Genomic DNA, 14,654 nt, shown 5'->3' with positions numbered 1-14,654 from the left:
CCTTTCTGCGGTGGTCTTTCATCGGGTGAGTTGTGGGCATGGGATGCCTGCCTGGGTCGCCCGCGACCCGTCAGTGCGTAGTCGATGCCCTTCGTCGCGCAGCGGGTCGAATTCCGCGGTGGCGATGTAGGCCGGTGGCAGGCCGGTCAGCCGTACATCGCCACGCGGTACAGCGTCGCAAGCGCGTCGTCGATGGGATGGGCCTGCGGCCTGCCGGAGGAGTCGAGCCTGTTCCACCTCTGCATATTCACCGCGACCGCCATCTGCCGCTTGCCGTCGGCACGGATCATGGCCAGCGCTCCACCGCCCCAGACCGTGCCTCCATGGCCCCAGAAGATGCCCTGCCCGGGGCCCTCCATCGGGTACAGGCCGAGGCCGTAGTCGATCGTCTTTGCCTCTTGGGAGACGACCGGGACGGTGCGTCGCATCTGCGCCAGCGACGACGGGCTGACGATCTCCCCGGCCAGCAGCATGCCGTAGAAGCGGTTGAGGTCCGCGACGGTCGATATCAGGGAGCCCGCCGGGATCGCCCATGACATGTTGTAGACGCTGTAGTCGCGCGGCGGGTCGATCATGCCGAACCACGCCTCGTAGAGCAGCGAATGCGGCCCGTCGACGTACGGTCCGGTGGGGAGTTCGGTGTCCCGGAGCCCGGCGCGCTCGATGACGTTCCGGGTGATGTACTGCTCGGCCGTCGTGCCGGTCACCTGTTCCAGGAGCTTGGCGAGGAGCAGGTAGTTGGTGTTGGAGTACAACCCCGGAGTGCCGCCCGGGGTGCCGACGGCGGGTGCGGTGACCCCCATCTCGATCAGTTCAGTCGGGTCGAACCAGGTGAGCCGGTGGTCGTCCAGGCTCTGGGGTCCGGTGTTCGCGAGGTCGGGGAACGCCTTGAGGGAGGGGTAGGCGTACGGGAGGTACTCGGCGAGGCCGCTGGTGTGGTTGATCAGCATGCGGACCGTGATCGCGTCACCGCGTTCTTTGGGAACCAGCCTCGGAAGGTACCGGCTGATCGGTGTGTCGAGACCGATCTGACCGCTCTCGACCTGTTGCAGGACCGCGGCGGCGGTGAAGGTCTTGGTGATGCTGCCGACCCGGTGCCGCATGTCGGCGGTGACGGGGCGGCCGGTGGCGACATCGGCGACCCCGGCGGCGCCGCGCCAGACCTGGTCGCCGTCACGCACCTCGGCGAACAGGCCCGGCATCCCGGCGCGGTGGACGTTCTCGATGGCGGCGTCCAGCGCCGCGGGATCCAGTGAGTTCCTCACGTCATGCGTCCTTTCGCATTGCTCGGGGTGGGCTCCGCATCGGTCGCCCGACCCGGGTGGCAGGGCACGCGTGGCACGTCGGCCCGCCTGCTGCCGGGTCGCTCGGCACACTCATGTCCTCATTATGCACGCGGTGCGTGCAACACCAAGTGCATAGGTTAGACTGAGTCCGACGAGGGGGGCGAAATGGCAGGTCGAAGGCGTTGGTCGACCGAGGAAATCCTGGATGCGGCAGCGGAGTTGCTGCGCACGAGCGACACAGAGTCGTTCAGCGTGCGCAAGCTCGCCGCAGCCCTGGGGACCGATTCCTCCAGTCTCTACCGGCACTTCCGCAGCAAGACCGAACTGCTGCGCGCGGTCGCCGACCGGATCCTCCTGGCCTCCATGGACGGCTACCGCGCCGAGGGCGACTGGAAGCAGCGCATCACCGCCCTGGCCCTGCGCGTGAGAGAGGCGTTCGGCCGGCAGCCCCAGCTCGCCGCGGTCTGGGGACGGTACGCGTCAGGCGGCGCCGGTTCCCGGCTGGTCGTGGAAGAGGTGCTGCAGGCCCTGCGCGCGTCGGGACTGCCCGACGAGGAGATCCCGGCGCGCTACCACCGGCTCGCGGTCCTCATCGCCGCGCTGATCGCCTCCGAGGCCGGAGTCAGCACCATCACCCCGAAAGAGTACGAACAGGGCATGGAGCTGTTCCGCGTCGCGGTACTCGGCGCCGACCCCGAACGCTTCCCCGCCCTGGCCCACTTCGCCCGCGATGTCCGCCCCCTCGGGGTGGATCGCCGCGCCGCGTTCGAAGAGATCCTCGCCGCCCACCTCGCCCAGATCGAGGCCGCAATCCGCCCGAGCTAGTGCCGACCGTCCCGCGTCAGCCGAAGAAGACTGCGGTCGCGAAGAGCTGACCGCTGCTTTGCGGCTGGGGGGAGACAGGAGTCGCACGAGTTGCACCCCTCAAGATCATCCCGTGGCGGGTTTCCGGCGTATCCGGGTTACACCCCGTTATGGATTGCGGCTTGTGGGTGGCCGGGCCGCGTGTTGGTTGTGGGGTGGGTGTGGCTTGGGTTGGACGGTTTGGGGGATGTTGGTTGGGTGGAGTGTCGCGTATTGTTGACTGTCGTCATCGTGGCAACAGGATGAGGTGTCGGCTTATGCAGCTGCGTCCCTCCGCTCACCTCGACACGTTCTGCCGGGATCGGCTGCCGCCGGTCGAGCAGTGGCCCGAGTTGGTCTTCGAGTTGCCCGAACTGGGCTATCCGGATCGGCTCAACTGCGCCGTGGCGCTGCTCGACGACACCATCGCGCGACACGGGGCGCGACGACGGTGTCTGGTCACGCCCGACGAGACCTGGAGCTACGGCGACCTGCTCGCGCACGCCAACCAGATCGCGCACGTGCTCACCGCCGACCTCGGCCTGGTACCGGGCAACCGAGTGCTCCTGCGCGGCCCCAACAACCCCTGGCTCGTCGCGAGTTGGTTCGGCGCGCTCAAGGCCGGCGCGGTCGTGGTGACCACCATGCCGCTGCTGCGCGCGCACGAACTCGACACCATCCACGAGATCGCCCACCCGACCGTGGCGCTGTGCGACCACCGCTTCACGGCCGAACTCGACGCCGCCGACACCCCCGGCCTGCGCGTACTCACCTACGGCGGCCCCGGAGAGGACACGCTGCCCGCTCGCTGCGCGGCCAAGAGCACGGTCTTCGACGCCGTCGACACCGCGTGCGACGACGTCGCGCTGATCGCCTTCACGTCCGGGACCACCGGCCGGCCGAAGGCCACCATGCACTTCCACCGCGACGTGCTCGCCATCGCCGACACCTTCTCGCGGCACGTCGTTCGTCCCGTGCCCGAGGACCTGTTCACCGGCACCCCGCCGCTCGGCTTCACATTCGGTCTCGGCGGCCTCGTGGTGTTCCCGCTGCGCGTCGGCGCGGCCGTGCTGTTGCTCGAACAGGCGAGCCCCGAGGACCTCGCCCGGATCGTCGCCGAGCGGCACGTCACCGTGCTGTTCACCGCCCCCACCGCCTACCGCGCGATCCTCGGCGCCGGGCTCGCCGACCTGCTCGCGGGCGTCCGGCGCTGTGTGTCCGCCGGCGAGGCGCTGCCCGTCGGCGTTTGGCGGGCCTTCCACGACGCGATCGGCCTGCGGATCATCGACGGGATCGGCGCGACCGAGATGCTGCACGTGTTCGTCGCCGCCGCCGACGACGCGATCCGCCCCGGCGCGACCGGCCTCCCGGTGCCGGGCTACCACGCCGTCGTCCTCGACCCGGACGGCAAACCGGCGCCGGACGGGACCCCCGGGCTGCTCGCGGTCAAGGGGCCGACCGGCTGCCGGTACCTCGACGACGAGCGCCAGCGCAGCTATGTCCGCGACGGCTGGAACATCACCGGCGACACCTACGTCCGCGACGCCGACGGCTACCTCTGGTACCAGGCGCGCAGCGACGACATGATCGTCTCCTCCGGCTACAACATCGCCGGCCCCGAGGTCGAACAGGTCCTGACCACGCACCCGGACGTCGCCGAATGCGGCGTGGTCGGCGCGCCCGACGAGCGGCGCGGCACGGTGGTCAAGGCGTACGTCGTGCTGCGCCCCGAGGTCCCGCACGACGACGCGACCGTCCGCGCGCTGCAGAGCTTCGTCAAGCGGACGATCGCGCCGTACAAGTACCCGCGCCTGATCGAGTTCGTGGACGCGCTGCCGCGCACGAACACGGGCAAGCTGCGGCGCGCCGAACTGCGCCGGTTGGCCGCCGAGGGCACGGCGGTATCGGGACCCGGACCCACCCCCGGATAGGATCGCCGGCGTACCAGACTCCGCGAGGAAGGCGATCATGGCGGAGAGCCCGGCCCGGCCCAGCTCACTGATCAACACGGTCTACGGCGCGTTCGTACGCGGACTCGGCGGCTGGATCTCGATCGCCGACCTGATCGTCCTGATGGCCGAACTCGGCGTGGACGCGCCGGCGGTGCGGTCGGCGATCTCGCGGCTGAAGAAGCGTGGCACGCTCACCCAGGAACGCCGCGACGGCACCGGGTATCGGCTGAGCCCGCCGATGGAGCCGATCTTCGACGAGGGCGACCGGCGGATCTTCGGCAACCTGGAGCCCGCGCGGCTTCAGGACGGCTGGGTGATCGCGATCTTCTCGGTTCCCGAGTCCGAGCGCGCGCACCGGCACCAACTGCGCTCGCGACTGACGTGGTTGGGCTTCGGCAATGTCTCGCCCGGCGTGTGGATCGCGCCCGCGCGGCTGCTGGAGGACGCCAGGCAGACGCTGATCCGGGTCGAACTGGCCGACTACGTCCACCTGTTCACCGGCGATGCGGCCTTCGCACATCTCGGTGACGCGGTCGGCTCGTGGTGGGACTTCGACGCGATCGAGGAGCAGTACGCGCTGTTCACCGACCGGTACGGTCCGATCGCGGCCGAGTTTGGGCGGCGGCCGGTGATCGATACGGTCGACGCGTTTCGGACTTACGTCCCGATGTTGACCCAGTGGCGGCGGTTGCCTTATCTGGATCCGGGGCTGCCTGCGGAGTTGTTGCCTGCGGATTGGAATGCGGTCGAGGCTCGGAAGGTTTTCTTGGACCTGCATGGGTTGCTCGTGGAGCCTGCGAAGAGGCATGTGCAGCAGGTGGCTGGGTTGGCCGTGCATGGTGTGTGACGGGGTTGGCCGGCCTGCGGCCCGCCTTGGCCTCAAGCGCCGGCCGGGCTGATGTGACCTGGCCTTCGGCCGAGGTGGCCTCAAGCGCCGGCCGGGCTGGGTTGGCTTGGTCTTTTGGTTGCTTTGGCCTCAAGCGCCGGCCGGGCTGGATTGACCCGGCCTTCGGCCGAGGTGGCCTCAAGCGCCGGCCGGGCTGAGGTTTGGTTGTTTTGATCTCGAGGGCCGGCCGGGCTGAATTGGATTGGCTTTTTGATTTGTGTTGGGCTCGGGACGGGTCAGCGCATTTCGTTGGTGAGCCAGCGGAATACGTCTGGGACCATGTTTCGCCATACGTCTGTGCCGTGGCCGCCGCCGCTGATTTGGGCGACTGTGATCGAGGTCGGGGGCTTGGCGTTTTGGCGTATTTCCTGGGCGTCGCCGAAGCCGTCGCCCTTTTCGCCTGCCAGGTAGAGGGAGACGTGCGGGGGCTGGGGGGCGTTCTTGAGGATTGTCAGCGGGTTGGCCGATACGCGCAGTGCCGGGTCCTTCGAGGTGGCCGAGTCGGGCTCGCCCTTGGGGTCGTTGTAGCCGGACAGGCTCACGCCCGCGCGGTAGCGGTCCGGGTGTAGCAGTGCCATTCGCATGGCGCAGTGGCCGCCGGCCGAGTAGCCCGCGATCGCCCAGTGCTTCGCGTCCGACTCGGCGCGGAAGTTGTCGATCACCATGCGGCGCACGTCGCCGGAGATCCAAGTGTCGGCGTTGGCCTTGCCCGGGATGTCGGCGCAGCCGGTGTCCTCGTTGCCTCCGAGCAGCTTCGTGCGTGGCGAGACCAGGATGAAGGGTGCGACCTCGCCCTTGTTCATCAGCGACTTCAGCTGCTCGTTCACCTTGAGCGTGCCGAACCACGCCTTGGCCGAGCCGGGGTAGCCGGGCAGCAGTTCGACGACCGGGAACTTCTTGTCCTTGTACGCCGGGTCCTTGTACTGCGGCGGCAGCCACACGTAGACCTCCGCCTCGACCGCCGACTGCGGCCCCTTGAGCGTGGTCTCCTGGACGCCGTCGCCCATCTTGCCGTCGGGCGCGGACTTGAACTGGGTGAGCAGCTTCTGCTCCGGCGCCGGCGGCGGCGCCGGGTCGCGGGCCTCGGTCACGTGGCCGCCGCCGGTGCCGAGGAAGTCGTCCCACGTGTCGTAGAGGCTGTTCGCGTTGTTGACCATCACGAACACCATCAGGATCGCCGTCACCTGGCAGGTGACGAGCATGAAGAGGCGGACGAAGATCTTGATCGGCTTGGGACCCGGGATGTGGTTCCACGCGACCATGGCCACGATCAGGGCGGCTATGGCCAGCACGATCGTCGTTATGTAGAAGGGCGTACCGGTCAGGCTCACGTTGGGCTTCCAGGATGGGTCGGGGTCGGAGACGGTCCGCGCACGGTCAGTCGGCCGTCGGCGGGGACAGGTGCTTGCCGAGCCAGCCGAGCATGTCGGGGATCATCCGCTTGAAGTGCGCGGTCAAGTGCCGGCCCCCGGGCTGTTCGTAGTACTCGATCCGGACCGGCGGCGCGGCCTTGGCCACGAACGCCTTCACCAGGCGGACCTCGGTGAGGTTGGCGCCACCCGCGGTGGCGAGTACGTCGATCCGGGCGGTGCCGGCGCCGATCAGCTGGTCCGGGCTGTTGGCGAGGCGCTCGGCCTCGTGGCCCTTCCACAGCGGCGAGTCGGGGTTGAAGTAGCCGTCGATCGGCACGGCGGCCCGGAACTGCTCCGGGTGCTGCAGGGCGAGCTTGACGCTGCAGAAAGCGCCCGTCGAGCCTCCCATCAGACCCCAGCCCTCCGGGCTGCGCAGGGTCCGGAAGTTGGCCTTGACCAGATCGGGGATGTCCTGTGACATCCACGTGCCCATCTTCGGCTGACCCGGGATGTCGCTGCACTCGAGGCTGCGGCTCTCGGCCTTCTCCAGGTTCTGCACCGGCATCACCATGATGAACGGGTGGGTCCGACCGGCCTTGACCTCCTGTGTGGCGATCTCCTGGATCGGCAGCTGGTCGTCGGTCCAGGTGTTGTAGCCGTTGCTCTGTCCGCCCGCGTACAGGGTGAGTACGGGGAAGCCGTGCTTCGCGTAGGCGGGGTCGTGGTACTCCGGCGGCAGCCACACCCACACCTTGGCGGTGACGCCCGACTTCGGGCCGGTGTACGAGGTCATCAGGATCGGCCCGGCGGGGGTGGTCCGGGCGGTCGTGAAGCTGGTCGTGGGGCCGGTCGGCATGAGGACCTTGGCCGGCGGCGGGGGCTTGACCGGGGCGGTGACCGGTCGGCCGTCGGCTCCGGTCGGTCCCACCGTGGACGCGGATTTGTCGGCCGACGAGTCGCCGGACGAGCCGCACGCGGCCGCGGCCACGACGACGAGCGCGGCGCCGAACAGGGCCGCTGTTCGACGACGGCGTGCGGAAAGGGGATTCAAGGGAGGTACTCCGGCGGGCGTCAGGGATTTGCTGTCAACAAAAACGACCCTAACCGGACGTCGAAACGGTAACTCGACGGCTCTGTAACAGCCATTCATCGATCGAGGGGACGAAAACAGCGTTTTCGTGATTTTACCGTGACCACATCACCCGTTCGGTTGAGCGCCGCGTGACAACCCCTGGCGGCGGGGGTACGCGGCGGGGATGCCCGCGCCCGTCCCCGCAGACAGGATTCCGCGCTTGTCCCCCACCGCGCCCGTCCCGCGACCGCCCGCCCCGAGTCCGCGCACGCTCGGACTGCGCGCGACGCTCGTCGTCGCCGTCGTGATGCTGCTGCTGATCCTGATTCCGTACCTGCTCAACCACTCCGTCGTCGGGGCCGCGCCCGTGCGGGCGGGCCAGGTGGTCACGCTCGGCACGTTCCGGTACAGCCCGGCGCCCGGCTGGCAGATCGACCGCGGCGCGTCCCAGGCCGGTCTGGTCAGCGTCCTGGTCAAGGGTGCGACGACCTACCGGCTGACCCCGCTGGGCAAGCAGTCCTCGGCGGCGAGCGCGTTCAAGGCCGCGGAGCGGCGGTACGAGGCGACCGGGCGCGGGCGGGTCGGCGCCGACCCCGCGCCGGTGACCACGGCGGGCGGGCTGACCGGGCAGGTCGCGTCGATCTCGGGGAACACGGTCGCGGGCACGCTGACGGTCCTGGTCGGCGGAGGGCAGGGCCTGGGGGTCACGCTCACCGCCCGACACACCGCGCCGCTGACGGCGGCGATCGCCGACGACGTGGTCACCATGCTCGATTCGGTGGAGGTGGTCGGATCGTGAGCGTGGCCCCGCTGACCGACCGCAGAGGCCGCCGCGACGCGGGCAGCATCGTGCAGCCCCTGCACGCGGCCTTCTGGCTGTACCCGCTCGTGCTCGCGCTCGGCGCCGCGAGCATCGTGCCCAACCTGATTCGACTGTCCTCGGCGGCCCCCTCCGGCGCGCTCGTGCTGAGCGTGGTGATGCATACGCTGTGGCTGATCCCGGCGCTCGGGGTGATCACCCACCTCGACCTGTTCGAGCGCGAGCCGTTGTCGTTCTGCGTCGCGGCGTTCGTGTGGGGCGGCGTGGTCGCGACCGGCTTCGCGATCGTGGCCAACGACAACCTGCTCACCTACATGTCGAAGCTGGACCCGGAGTTCTCCACGGACTGGGGCGCGTCGATCTCGGCGCCCATCGTCGAGGAGACGCTCAAGCTGCTCGGCGTCGTGGTGCTGATCCTGATCAATCGGCGGGTCTTCGAGAGCGTGCTCGACGGCTTCGTGTTCGGCGCGCTGGTCGGCCTCGGGTTCCAGGTCGTCGAGAACGTCATGTACACGCTGAGCGCCGCGATCCAGTCCGGCGAAGCGTGGGCCGGCGGGGTCGTGGCGAGCTTCTTCGTCCGCGCGATCGTCAACGGGTTGTGGAGCCACGCGGCGTTCACCGCGATGACCGGTGCGGGCGTCGCGTACGTGCTGGTCGGCGGGCGCCGGTCGTTGCCGCTCCGGCTCGCGGCGGCGGGTGCGCTGTACGTGATCGCGTGGAGCCTGCACTTCGTGAACAACTCGCCGCTCCTGGAGATCGCCCTCGGGCGCACCGACGGGTACCTGACGATCGTCCAGATCGTGCTCAACGGCCTCGTCGTGCTTGCCATCGCGAGCTTTGTGTATCGGCTCGCGGCGCGGCAGGAGTACCGCTGGTTCGCGCGGGCGGTGCGTGACGAGCCGGAGCTGTTGCCGCTGCGCGAACTCGCGGCGCTGGCGTCCAACAAGAAGCGGAAGGAGGCCGTCGAGGCGGCGCGGGAATTGCATGGGCGGCGGGCGGCCAGGGCGCGGAGTCGCTTGCAGCGGGCGCAGTTGGGCTATGGGGTGGCTCGGGCGCGGGCTGCGGATCCCGATACGGATCCCGGGGTGGCGCGGTGGCATCGGCGGATCGATCGGGCCCGGGCGCAGGTTTTGGCGGCGGATTTGGATCCGGCTCCGGAGCCTGGGGTTGCGACGGCGCATGGGGTTGTGCGTGAGGTGCCTGATGGCTCGTAGGGGTTGTGGGTGGCCTCAAGCGCCGGCCGGGCTGGACTGAGCCGGCCTTCGGCCTGGTTGTCCTCAAGCGCCGGACGGGCTGGATTGGGCCGGCCTTCGGCCGAGTTGTCCTCAAACGCCGGACGGGCTGGATGGGTTGGGCTTGGGTGCCGGAGGTGCTGGATGAGTTGTCCTCAAACGCCGGCCGGGCTGGGTGAGGCGGCCTCAAGCGCCGGCCGGGCTGGACTGAGCCGGCCTTCGGCCTGGTTGTCCTCAAGCGCCGGACGGGCTGGATTGGGCCGGCCTTCGGCCGAGTTGTCCTCAAACGCCGGACGGGCTGGAGAGGAGTTGGGCTTGGGTGCCGGAGGTGCTGGGTGGGTTGGGCTCAAGTGCCGGAGGTGCTGGATGGGTTGGGCTTGGGGGTTGGGGTGGTTTGGGGGGTGAGGTTTTGGGGCCACTCGGCTGGTTCGAGTAGGTCTTCGCGTAGTAGGTCCTTGGGGGCGGTGCTGAGGTCGCGTCGGGCTAGTGAGCGCACCACCAGGAGTACGGTCAGGCCGAGCAGGCACGCGGACACGGCGAGTACGACGAGTCCGTCCATGGCGCTCCTCCCTATCTGTACCTATAGGGCAGTTGCCCTCCATGGTCCCGTGCGAAGCCGACAATGTGAACCCGACGCGAGGTGAACAGCGGGCATCGCGCGGTCATCGCGCCTCCGGGGGGTCGGTATCGGCCATGAGCTGCCGCTGGCGTTCGGTGCCGGTGTCGAAGTACGCGTCGAGGTACTCGGTCGGCTCCAGCGGGCTGTCGCGCGCGAGCGAGAACACCTCCGTGCCGTGCTCGACCTGGCCGTCGAACAGCCGGAACGCCTGCGCGAGCCCGAGGTACTCGGCGTCGCTCACGTCCCTGGCGTACTCCACGGCGTCGGCCTCCGCGAGCGCGATGGCCTCGGCGAAGCTGCCCGCCCGCCACAACGTGATGCGTTCCTCGTAGATGTCGGGCTGATGGCGGAAGAGGCAGCGGACGGAGTGCCAGGCATGGTGCTCGGTACGCGCCGGGGCGTCAGACGATTCGGTCACGCGGCCGAGTGTGCCGGCGCCCGGCGGGATAGTCCTGACGGAATCCCCTGCGACCCACGGTGCGCCGTACCGGGTCAGGCGATCCACACCAGGTTGATCACGCTCACCATCACCCGGTTCTCCTGGACGATGTAGGTCGCGAACCCGTGTGCGGCGAAGGCGGCTTCGAGGGTGTCCCTGAGGCCGCCGCTCATCCGCGCGCCCGCGTTCCACGGGTCGGCGCGCAGCCGCCGCTCCAGTTCGGACCAGGCTCGGCGGGCGGCCGTCGGGAGCGTGCGACGGATCGCCTCCGCCTCGATGTGGTACTCGACGCCATAGTTCACCGTTTCGCCCGCAGCAACCGGTGGACCTGCGCCGGAACGACCCCCGACAGATCACCCTCGCGGATCCGTCGGGCGCGTTCGAGCACCGCCTCGTAGTCGCCGTTGCGGTGGTGCACGAGCCGGCGCTGCCACGGGGCCAGCACATCGGCGAGCCGGGCCAGATCCCCGGCGTCACGCGCGTGGTCGAGCGCCCGGCGGTACTCGTCCTCGAACTCCTCCCGTACCCCGTCCGGGAGTTCGGCCCGAAGCTGCCCCGGCGTGGGCCACAGCGCGCCACCGGTGTGGATCGTGACATCCGGGGCGAGCGGGTCGTGCGGTGCGGTCATGTCCCAAGCGTCGCACCGCGCGCCGATCATGCCGCCTCGGCGCGCCCGTGGCACCGCCGCCGGCCAATAATCGATGTCCTCGGACAGCCCCCGCACCCTAGGCTTCGAGACGTAACGCACCTCCCGGTGCGCGGACGAACGGCTACTTCTTCAAATGAAGGTGGGACGTGTGCCCACTTCGCCGTCCGTCATCTTTTTCTCGGGAGGACCAACGTCGGGGTGCCCGGTGCGCAGGCCGGGATTTCTTCCACTGATAATGGGGCGGTCCCGGGTTCGAGTCCCGGTCGCCGGTTCGCCGGCGGTAGCTCAGATGGCAGAGCACCTACGAACGCCCAGCCGCTTTGATCTCGGGCACCCCGACGTTGCCACCTCCCCCATTCCACGGGGGATTCCATGTCTCGATTCAACGGACGCCGGGCCCGTGCGGCCGGCACCTCGCCCGTCCGCACCACCGGTGCGAAGGTCGACAACCACCAGGGCGGCACCGGCTACCGCCGCGATGCGCGCAGTGAACTGTTCCTGCTCGCCGTCGCCAACTTCGTCGGCACCGACACGTTCTACGAGAACGGCGGCGCGCGCGACGACCGCTTCACCCAGCTCGTCCAGGAACTCGCCGTCTACGACGCCGAATGGCTCCTCGGCCTGCTCACCTGGCTGCGCCGGGACGCGAACATGCGCACCGCCGCGATCGTCGGCGCCGCCGAAATGACGCGCGCGCGCCTGGAGTTCGGCCTGCCCGGGCTGTCCCGGCAGGCCGTCGACGCGGTGCTGCGCCGGGCCGACGAGCCCGGCGAGCTGCTCGGCTACTGGACCTCGCGCTACGGCCGCAACATCCCCAAGCCGATCAAGCGCGGCGTCGAGGACGCGGTGCGCCGGCTGTACAACGCGCACGCGCTGCTCAAGTACGACACCGCGACCAAGGGCTACCGCTTCGGCGACGTCCTCAACCTGACCCACCCGCGTCCCGCGGCCGACAAGCCGTGGCAGGGCGCCCTGTTCGGCTACGCGCTCGACCGCCGGCACCACCCCGACACCGCGACGCCGCCCGCGTCCGACCGGGTGTTGACCGCGCGCGCCGAGCTGATGGCCGTACCGCCCGCCGAGCGCGCGGCGCTGCTGCGCGAGCCCGACGCGGGTGAGCGACTGCGCGCCGCCGGGATCACGTGGGAGGCGCTGGCCGGCTGGCTCCAGGGCCCGATGGACGCCGCGGCGTGGTCGGCGGTGATCCCGTCGATGGGGTACATGGCGCTGCTGCGCAACCTGCGCAACTTCGACGAGGCGGGCGTGGACGACGAGCTCGCGGCGCAGGTCGCGGCCCGGCTCGCCGACCGCGACGAGGTGCTGCGCGCCAGGCAGTTGCCGTTCCGGTTCCTGTCGGCCCACCGCGCCGCGCCGTCGCTGCGCTGGTCGTACCCGCTGGAGCGGGCACTGGGCCACGCGCTCGCGAACGTGCCGGAACTGCCCGGGCGCACGCTGATCCTGGTGGACACCAGCTCCAGCATGGACGCCGGCTTCTCCCGGGACGGAACGCTGATGCGCTGGGACGCGGCGGCGCTGTTCGGGATCGCGCTCGGCGAGCGGTGCGCGTACGCCGACGTCGTGTCGTTCTCCAGCGCGCAGATGTACTGGAACGACAAGCCCGGCGCGCGGACCAAGGCATTCCCGCTGCGCCCGGGCGAGTCGGTGCTGCGTTCGCTCGAACGGTGGAAGCAGGACGGCTACTTCCTCGGCGGCGGCACGGACACCGCGAAGGCGCTGCGGAAGGAGTTCAAGGCGCACGACCGGGTGGTGATCGTGACCGACGAGCAGAGCTCGCACGACGCGAAGGAGATCACCACGTCGATCCCGGCCGACACGCCGCTGTACACGTGGAACCTCGCGGGCTACGCCACCGGGCACACCCCGTCCGGCGTGCCCGACCGGCACACGTTCGGTGGGCTGACCGACGCGGCGTTCGCGATGGTCCCGCTGATCGAGGCGGGCCGCGACGCGCGCTGGCCGTGGGAGCAGGCCGCCGTACCGGCGACCTGACCTCGCGGGACGCGTGGGGCGTTCACGGCGACAACTTGCGATACGCCAACCGCAGTGCCTCCAGCTCGTCACGGGGGAACGGGCGCTTCCAGTCCGCGAACCAGCCGTCCTCGCCGAGGTCGGCGGCCACCCGGTCGAACCCGCGCAGCACACTCCGCGCGAGGACCTCGATCGGGTGGCCGGCCTCCCACAGCACCGCGCCGGGGCGATTGCGCGCCGACGTGTCGGCGTACTCGACGATCCGGATGTCGACCGCCTCGCCGTCCGGGCTCAGGATCCACAGGTATCCGTTGGGTTCGGCCTCGAACATGACCTTGCGGTCGCCGGGTTCGCCGAGCGCGATCCGGGTCACGGCGGTGATCAGTTCCTCGGGCGCGTTCGTGATGTAGGAGACGATCAACTGCGCCTCGGCGACCGCGTCGGCGATGGTGCAGTCGGCCCAGCCCGAACCCGAAAGGGTCCACGTGAACGACAGCGATGCCTTCATTCCGGACATGTTGCCGGCCGCCCTAGGATCACCGCATGGAACGGACGAATCTGACCCGTCCCGGCGGTGAATGGGACGCGCTGCGCCTGGTCGTACCGGCCACCGCGCGGCCGTCGCTGCGGATGCTGACGGCGAAGGGGCGCAGGCTCGTCCTGGTGGACGGGTCGACCTCGGCGGCCGAATCGGCCGGGCGGGCCGAGCCGACAAAGGCGTCCGAATCGGCCGAGACGCCGGTCCTCTTCGCCGAGGTCGAGCTCGGCTGGTGGGGCGTCGACTACCACTGCACCGGCCGGCACCGCTCGCCGCTGGGGCCGATCCGGGCCGCCGAGGCCCGGGCGCTCGGCACCGCGAAGGCACCCGACTGGTACGCGCGTTGGGCGCACCGGATGGCCGACGCGCTCGCGCTCCGCGGCCCGCTGTACGGCGGCGCGTGGGTGCTGTCGCGGGACATGGACCGGACCCGGTTGACCTTCCCGGCCTTCGTCGAACCCGAGTTGCCCGCGCACCCGACCGGCTACCTCGACTACGGCTCGCGGTTCGCCGGCGAGTGGGAGATCCTGCCGCTGCGCCCGCTCTCGCCGGCCGACGCCGGCCGGGTCAAGGCGTACCGCAAGCAGGTCCGGGACGAGACCCTGCCGCCCGTCCTGCTGTGGTGGGTGGGCATGTTGGCGACGCACGTCGTGCTCGACGGCCACGACCGGCTCGCCGCGTCGATCGCCGAGCGCCGGGTGCCGCCGCTCCTCGCGCTGTCCCGTCCGACCGCGCACGACGCCCATGCGGTCGGCCCCGTGCGCGGGTACGAACAGCGGATGGCCGCGCTCGAACACGTCCCCGAATCGGCCGCGGGCAACCTGGTCCAGGGCGCGGGCCGGCAGCTCGCCCGGGACCTGCACGGCCTGCGGGCCGGCTACGGCCTCACCCGCGCCTGGCTGCTCAAGGGCGGCGTCCCCGAGTGGCAACGCCGCGTGGACCTGTACGCCCCCGACTGGGAGCGCTGACCGGCGCAC

The 14,654-nt window shown here is 70.2% G+C and carries 16 protein-coding genes; 7 read left to right on the top strand and 9 right to left on the bottom strand.

The genetic code is table 11. The features are described 5' to 3' along the window. Positions 1–18 precede the first annotated feature (18 nt). Positions 19–237 (bottom strand): alpha/beta hydrolase fold domain-containing protein, encoded by a 219-nt coding sequence (locus OG928_RS05255; RefSeq protein WP_406279951.1) that lies wholly within the window; start codon positions 235–237, stop codon positions 19–21. Beyond that, positions 147–1,265: a serine hydrolase domain-containing protein gene (locus OG928_RS05250; RefSeq protein WP_406279948.1), complete on the bottom strand. Its 1,119-nt coding sequence runs from the start codon at positions 1,263–1,265 to the stop codon at positions 147–149. The genes OG928_RS05255 and OG928_RS05250 overlap by 91 nt, the downstream gene beginning before the upstream one ends. A 186-nt stretch (positions 1,266–1,451) precedes the next feature. Here OG928_RS05250 and OG928_RS05245 point away from each other — a divergent pair, with 186 nt between their 5' ends. The 3 genes from OG928_RS05245 (at position 1,452) to OG928_RS05235 (ending at position 4,928) form a co-directional block, all read left to right on the top strand. Continuing rightward, the gene (locus OG928_RS05245; protein ID WP_406279945.1) at positions 1,452–2,111 is read left to right on the top strand and encodes a TetR/AcrR family transcriptional regulator; all 660 of its coding nucleotides are present in this window, start codon (positions 1,452–1,454) and stop codon (positions 2,109–2,111) included. A 296-nt stretch (positions 2,112–2,407) separates the two neighbouring features. Then, positions 2,408–4,060 carry an AMP-binding protein gene (locus tag OG928_RS05240; protein WP_406279942.1) on the top strand — a complete coding sequence of 551 codons (1,653 nt, stop codon included), beginning with the start codon at positions 2,408–2,410 and terminating at the stop codon, positions 4,058–4,060. A 37-nt stretch (positions 4,061–4,097) separates the two neighbouring features. After that, positions 4,098–4,928, top strand: a complete 831-nt coding sequence (locus tag OG928_RS05235) for a PaaX family transcriptional regulator C-terminal domain-containing protein (RefSeq protein WP_406279939.1) — start codon at positions 4,098–4,100, stop codon at positions 4,926–4,928. A 275-nt stretch (positions 4,929–5,203) separates the two neighbouring features. On the opposite strand, the gene OG928_RS05230 is transcribed toward OG928_RS05235, so the two are convergent. Both OG928_RS05230 and OG928_RS05225 read right to left on the bottom strand, forming a co-directional pair. Beyond that, a complete protein-coding gene (locus OG928_RS05230) occupies positions 5,204–6,298 on the bottom strand; it encodes an alpha/beta hydrolase (protein WP_406279936.1) in 1,095 nt (364 codons plus the stop codon). A gap of 46 nt (positions 6,299–6,344) precedes the next feature. Further along, positions 6,345–7,370, bottom strand: coding sequence for an alpha/beta hydrolase (locus tag OG928_RS05225; RefSeq protein ID WP_406279933.1), 1,026 nt, complete (start codon positions 7,368–7,370; stop codon positions 6,345–6,347). 241 nt (positions 7,371–7,611) lie between these two features. Between OG928_RS05225 and OG928_RS05220 the strand changes: the two genes are divergently transcribed. Together OG928_RS05220 and OG928_RS05215 are read left to right on the top strand one after the other, a co-directional pair. Beyond that, a complete protein-coding gene (locus tag OG928_RS05220) occupies positions 7,612–8,190 on the top strand; it encodes a hypothetical protein (RefSeq protein ID WP_406279930.1) in 579 nt (192 codons plus the stop codon). Next, complete coding sequence (locus tag OG928_RS05215; protein ID WP_406279927.1) at positions 8,187–9,425, top strand: PrsW family intramembrane metalloprotease; 1,239 nt, start codon at positions 8,187–8,189, stop codon at positions 9,423–9,425. Before OG928_RS05220 ends, OG928_RS05215 begins: the two co-directional genes overlap by 4 nt. A gap of 364 nt (positions 9,426–9,789) precedes the next feature. Here the strand turns inward: OG928_RS05215 and OG928_RS05210 are convergent, their stop codons facing one another. The 4 genes from OG928_RS05210 to OG928_RS05195 all read right to left on the bottom strand — a co-directional run bounded on the left by OG928_RS05210 (position 9,790) and on the right by OG928_RS05195 (position 11,129). Beyond that, entirely contained in the window at positions 9,790–10,002 is a 213-nt protein-coding gene (locus OG928_RS05210) for a hypothetical protein (protein ID WP_406279924.1), read from the bottom strand. Between the two features lie 103 nt (positions 10,003–10,105). Beyond that, positions 10,106–10,480 carry a hypothetical protein gene (locus OG928_RS05205; protein WP_406279921.1) on the bottom strand — a complete coding sequence of 125 codons (375 nt, stop codon included), beginning with the start codon at positions 10,478–10,480 and terminating at the stop codon, positions 10,106–10,108. A 74-nt stretch (positions 10,481–10,554) separates the two neighbouring features. Next, positions 10,555–10,803 (bottom strand): hypothetical protein, encoded by a 249-nt coding sequence (locus tag OG928_RS05200; protein WP_406279918.1) that lies wholly within the window; start codon positions 10,801–10,803, stop codon positions 10,555–10,557. Then, positions 10,800–11,129 carry a DUF6247 family protein gene (locus OG928_RS05195; RefSeq protein ID WP_406279915.1) on the bottom strand — a complete coding sequence of 110 codons (330 nt, stop codon included), beginning with the start codon at positions 11,127–11,129 and terminating at the stop codon, positions 10,800–10,802. The genes OG928_RS05200 and OG928_RS05195 overlap by 4 nt, the downstream gene beginning before the upstream one ends. Before the next feature lie 393 nt (positions 11,130–11,522). On the opposite strand from OG928_RS05195, the gene OG928_RS05190 reads away from it, so the two are divergent. Then, positions 11,523–13,160, top strand: a complete 1,638-nt coding sequence (locus OG928_RS05190) for a TROVE domain-containing protein (RefSeq protein ID WP_406279912.1) — start codon at positions 11,523–11,525, stop codon at positions 13,158–13,160. 22 nt (positions 13,161–13,182) lie between these two features. On the opposite strand, the gene OG928_RS05185 is transcribed toward OG928_RS05190, so the two are convergent. Next, the gene (locus OG928_RS05185; protein ID WP_406279909.1) at positions 13,183–13,647 is read right to left on the bottom strand and encodes a hypothetical protein; all 465 of its coding nucleotides are present in this window, start codon (positions 13,645–13,647) and stop codon (positions 13,183–13,185) included. Between the two features lie 35 nt (positions 13,648–13,682). On the opposite strand from OG928_RS05185, the gene OG928_RS05180 reads away from it, so the two are divergent. Next, a complete protein-coding gene (locus OG928_RS05180; protein WP_406279906.1) occupies positions 13,683–14,645 on the top strand; it encodes a hypothetical protein in 963 nt (320 codons plus the stop codon). Positions 14,646–14,654: the final 9 nt, after the last annotated feature.

The organism is Embleya sp. NBC_00896, from assembly GCF_045207785.1.
Taxonomy (GTDB): domain Bacteria; phylum Actinomycetota; class Actinomycetes; order Streptomycetales; family Streptomycetaceae; genus Embleya.
Note: the sequence above shows the minus strand (reverse complement) of the source record. Positions and strands in the feature narration are given on the sequence as shown.

Excerpts from the sequence above, each read along its gene's own strand:
- OG928_RS05245 (WP_406279945.1), top strand. The coding sequence starts at position 1,452 with ATGGCAGGTCGAAGGCGTTGGTCGACCGAGGAAATCCTGGATGCGGCA.
- OG928_RS05240 (WP_406279942.1), top strand. The coding sequence starts at position 2,408 with ATGCAGCTGCGTCCCTCCGCTCACCTCGACACGTTCTGCCGGGATCGG.
- OG928_RS05235 (WP_406279939.1), top strand. The coding sequence starts at position 4,098 with ATGGCGGAGAGCCCGGCCCGGCCCAGCTCACTGATCAACACGGTCTAC.
- OG928_RS05210 (WP_406279924.1), bottom strand. The coding sequence starts at position 10,002 with ATGGACGGACTCGTCGTACTCGCCGTGTCCGCGTGCCTGCTCGGCCTG.
- OG928_RS05195 (WP_406279915.1), bottom strand. The coding sequence starts at position 11,129 with ATGACCGCACCGCACGACCCGCTCGCCCCGGATGTCACGATCCACACC.
- OG928_RS05190 (WP_406279912.1), top strand. The coding sequence starts at position 11,523 with ATGTCTCGATTCAACGGACGCCGGGCCCGTGCGGCCGGCACCTCGCCC.
- OG928_RS05185 (WP_406279909.1), bottom strand. The coding sequence starts at position 13,647 with ATGAAGGCATCGCTGTCGTTCACGTGGACCCTTTCGGGTTCGGGCTGG.
- OG928_RS05180 (WP_406279906.1), top strand. The coding sequence starts at position 13,683 with ATGGAACGGACGAATCTGACCCGTCCCGGCGGTGAATGGGACGCGCTG.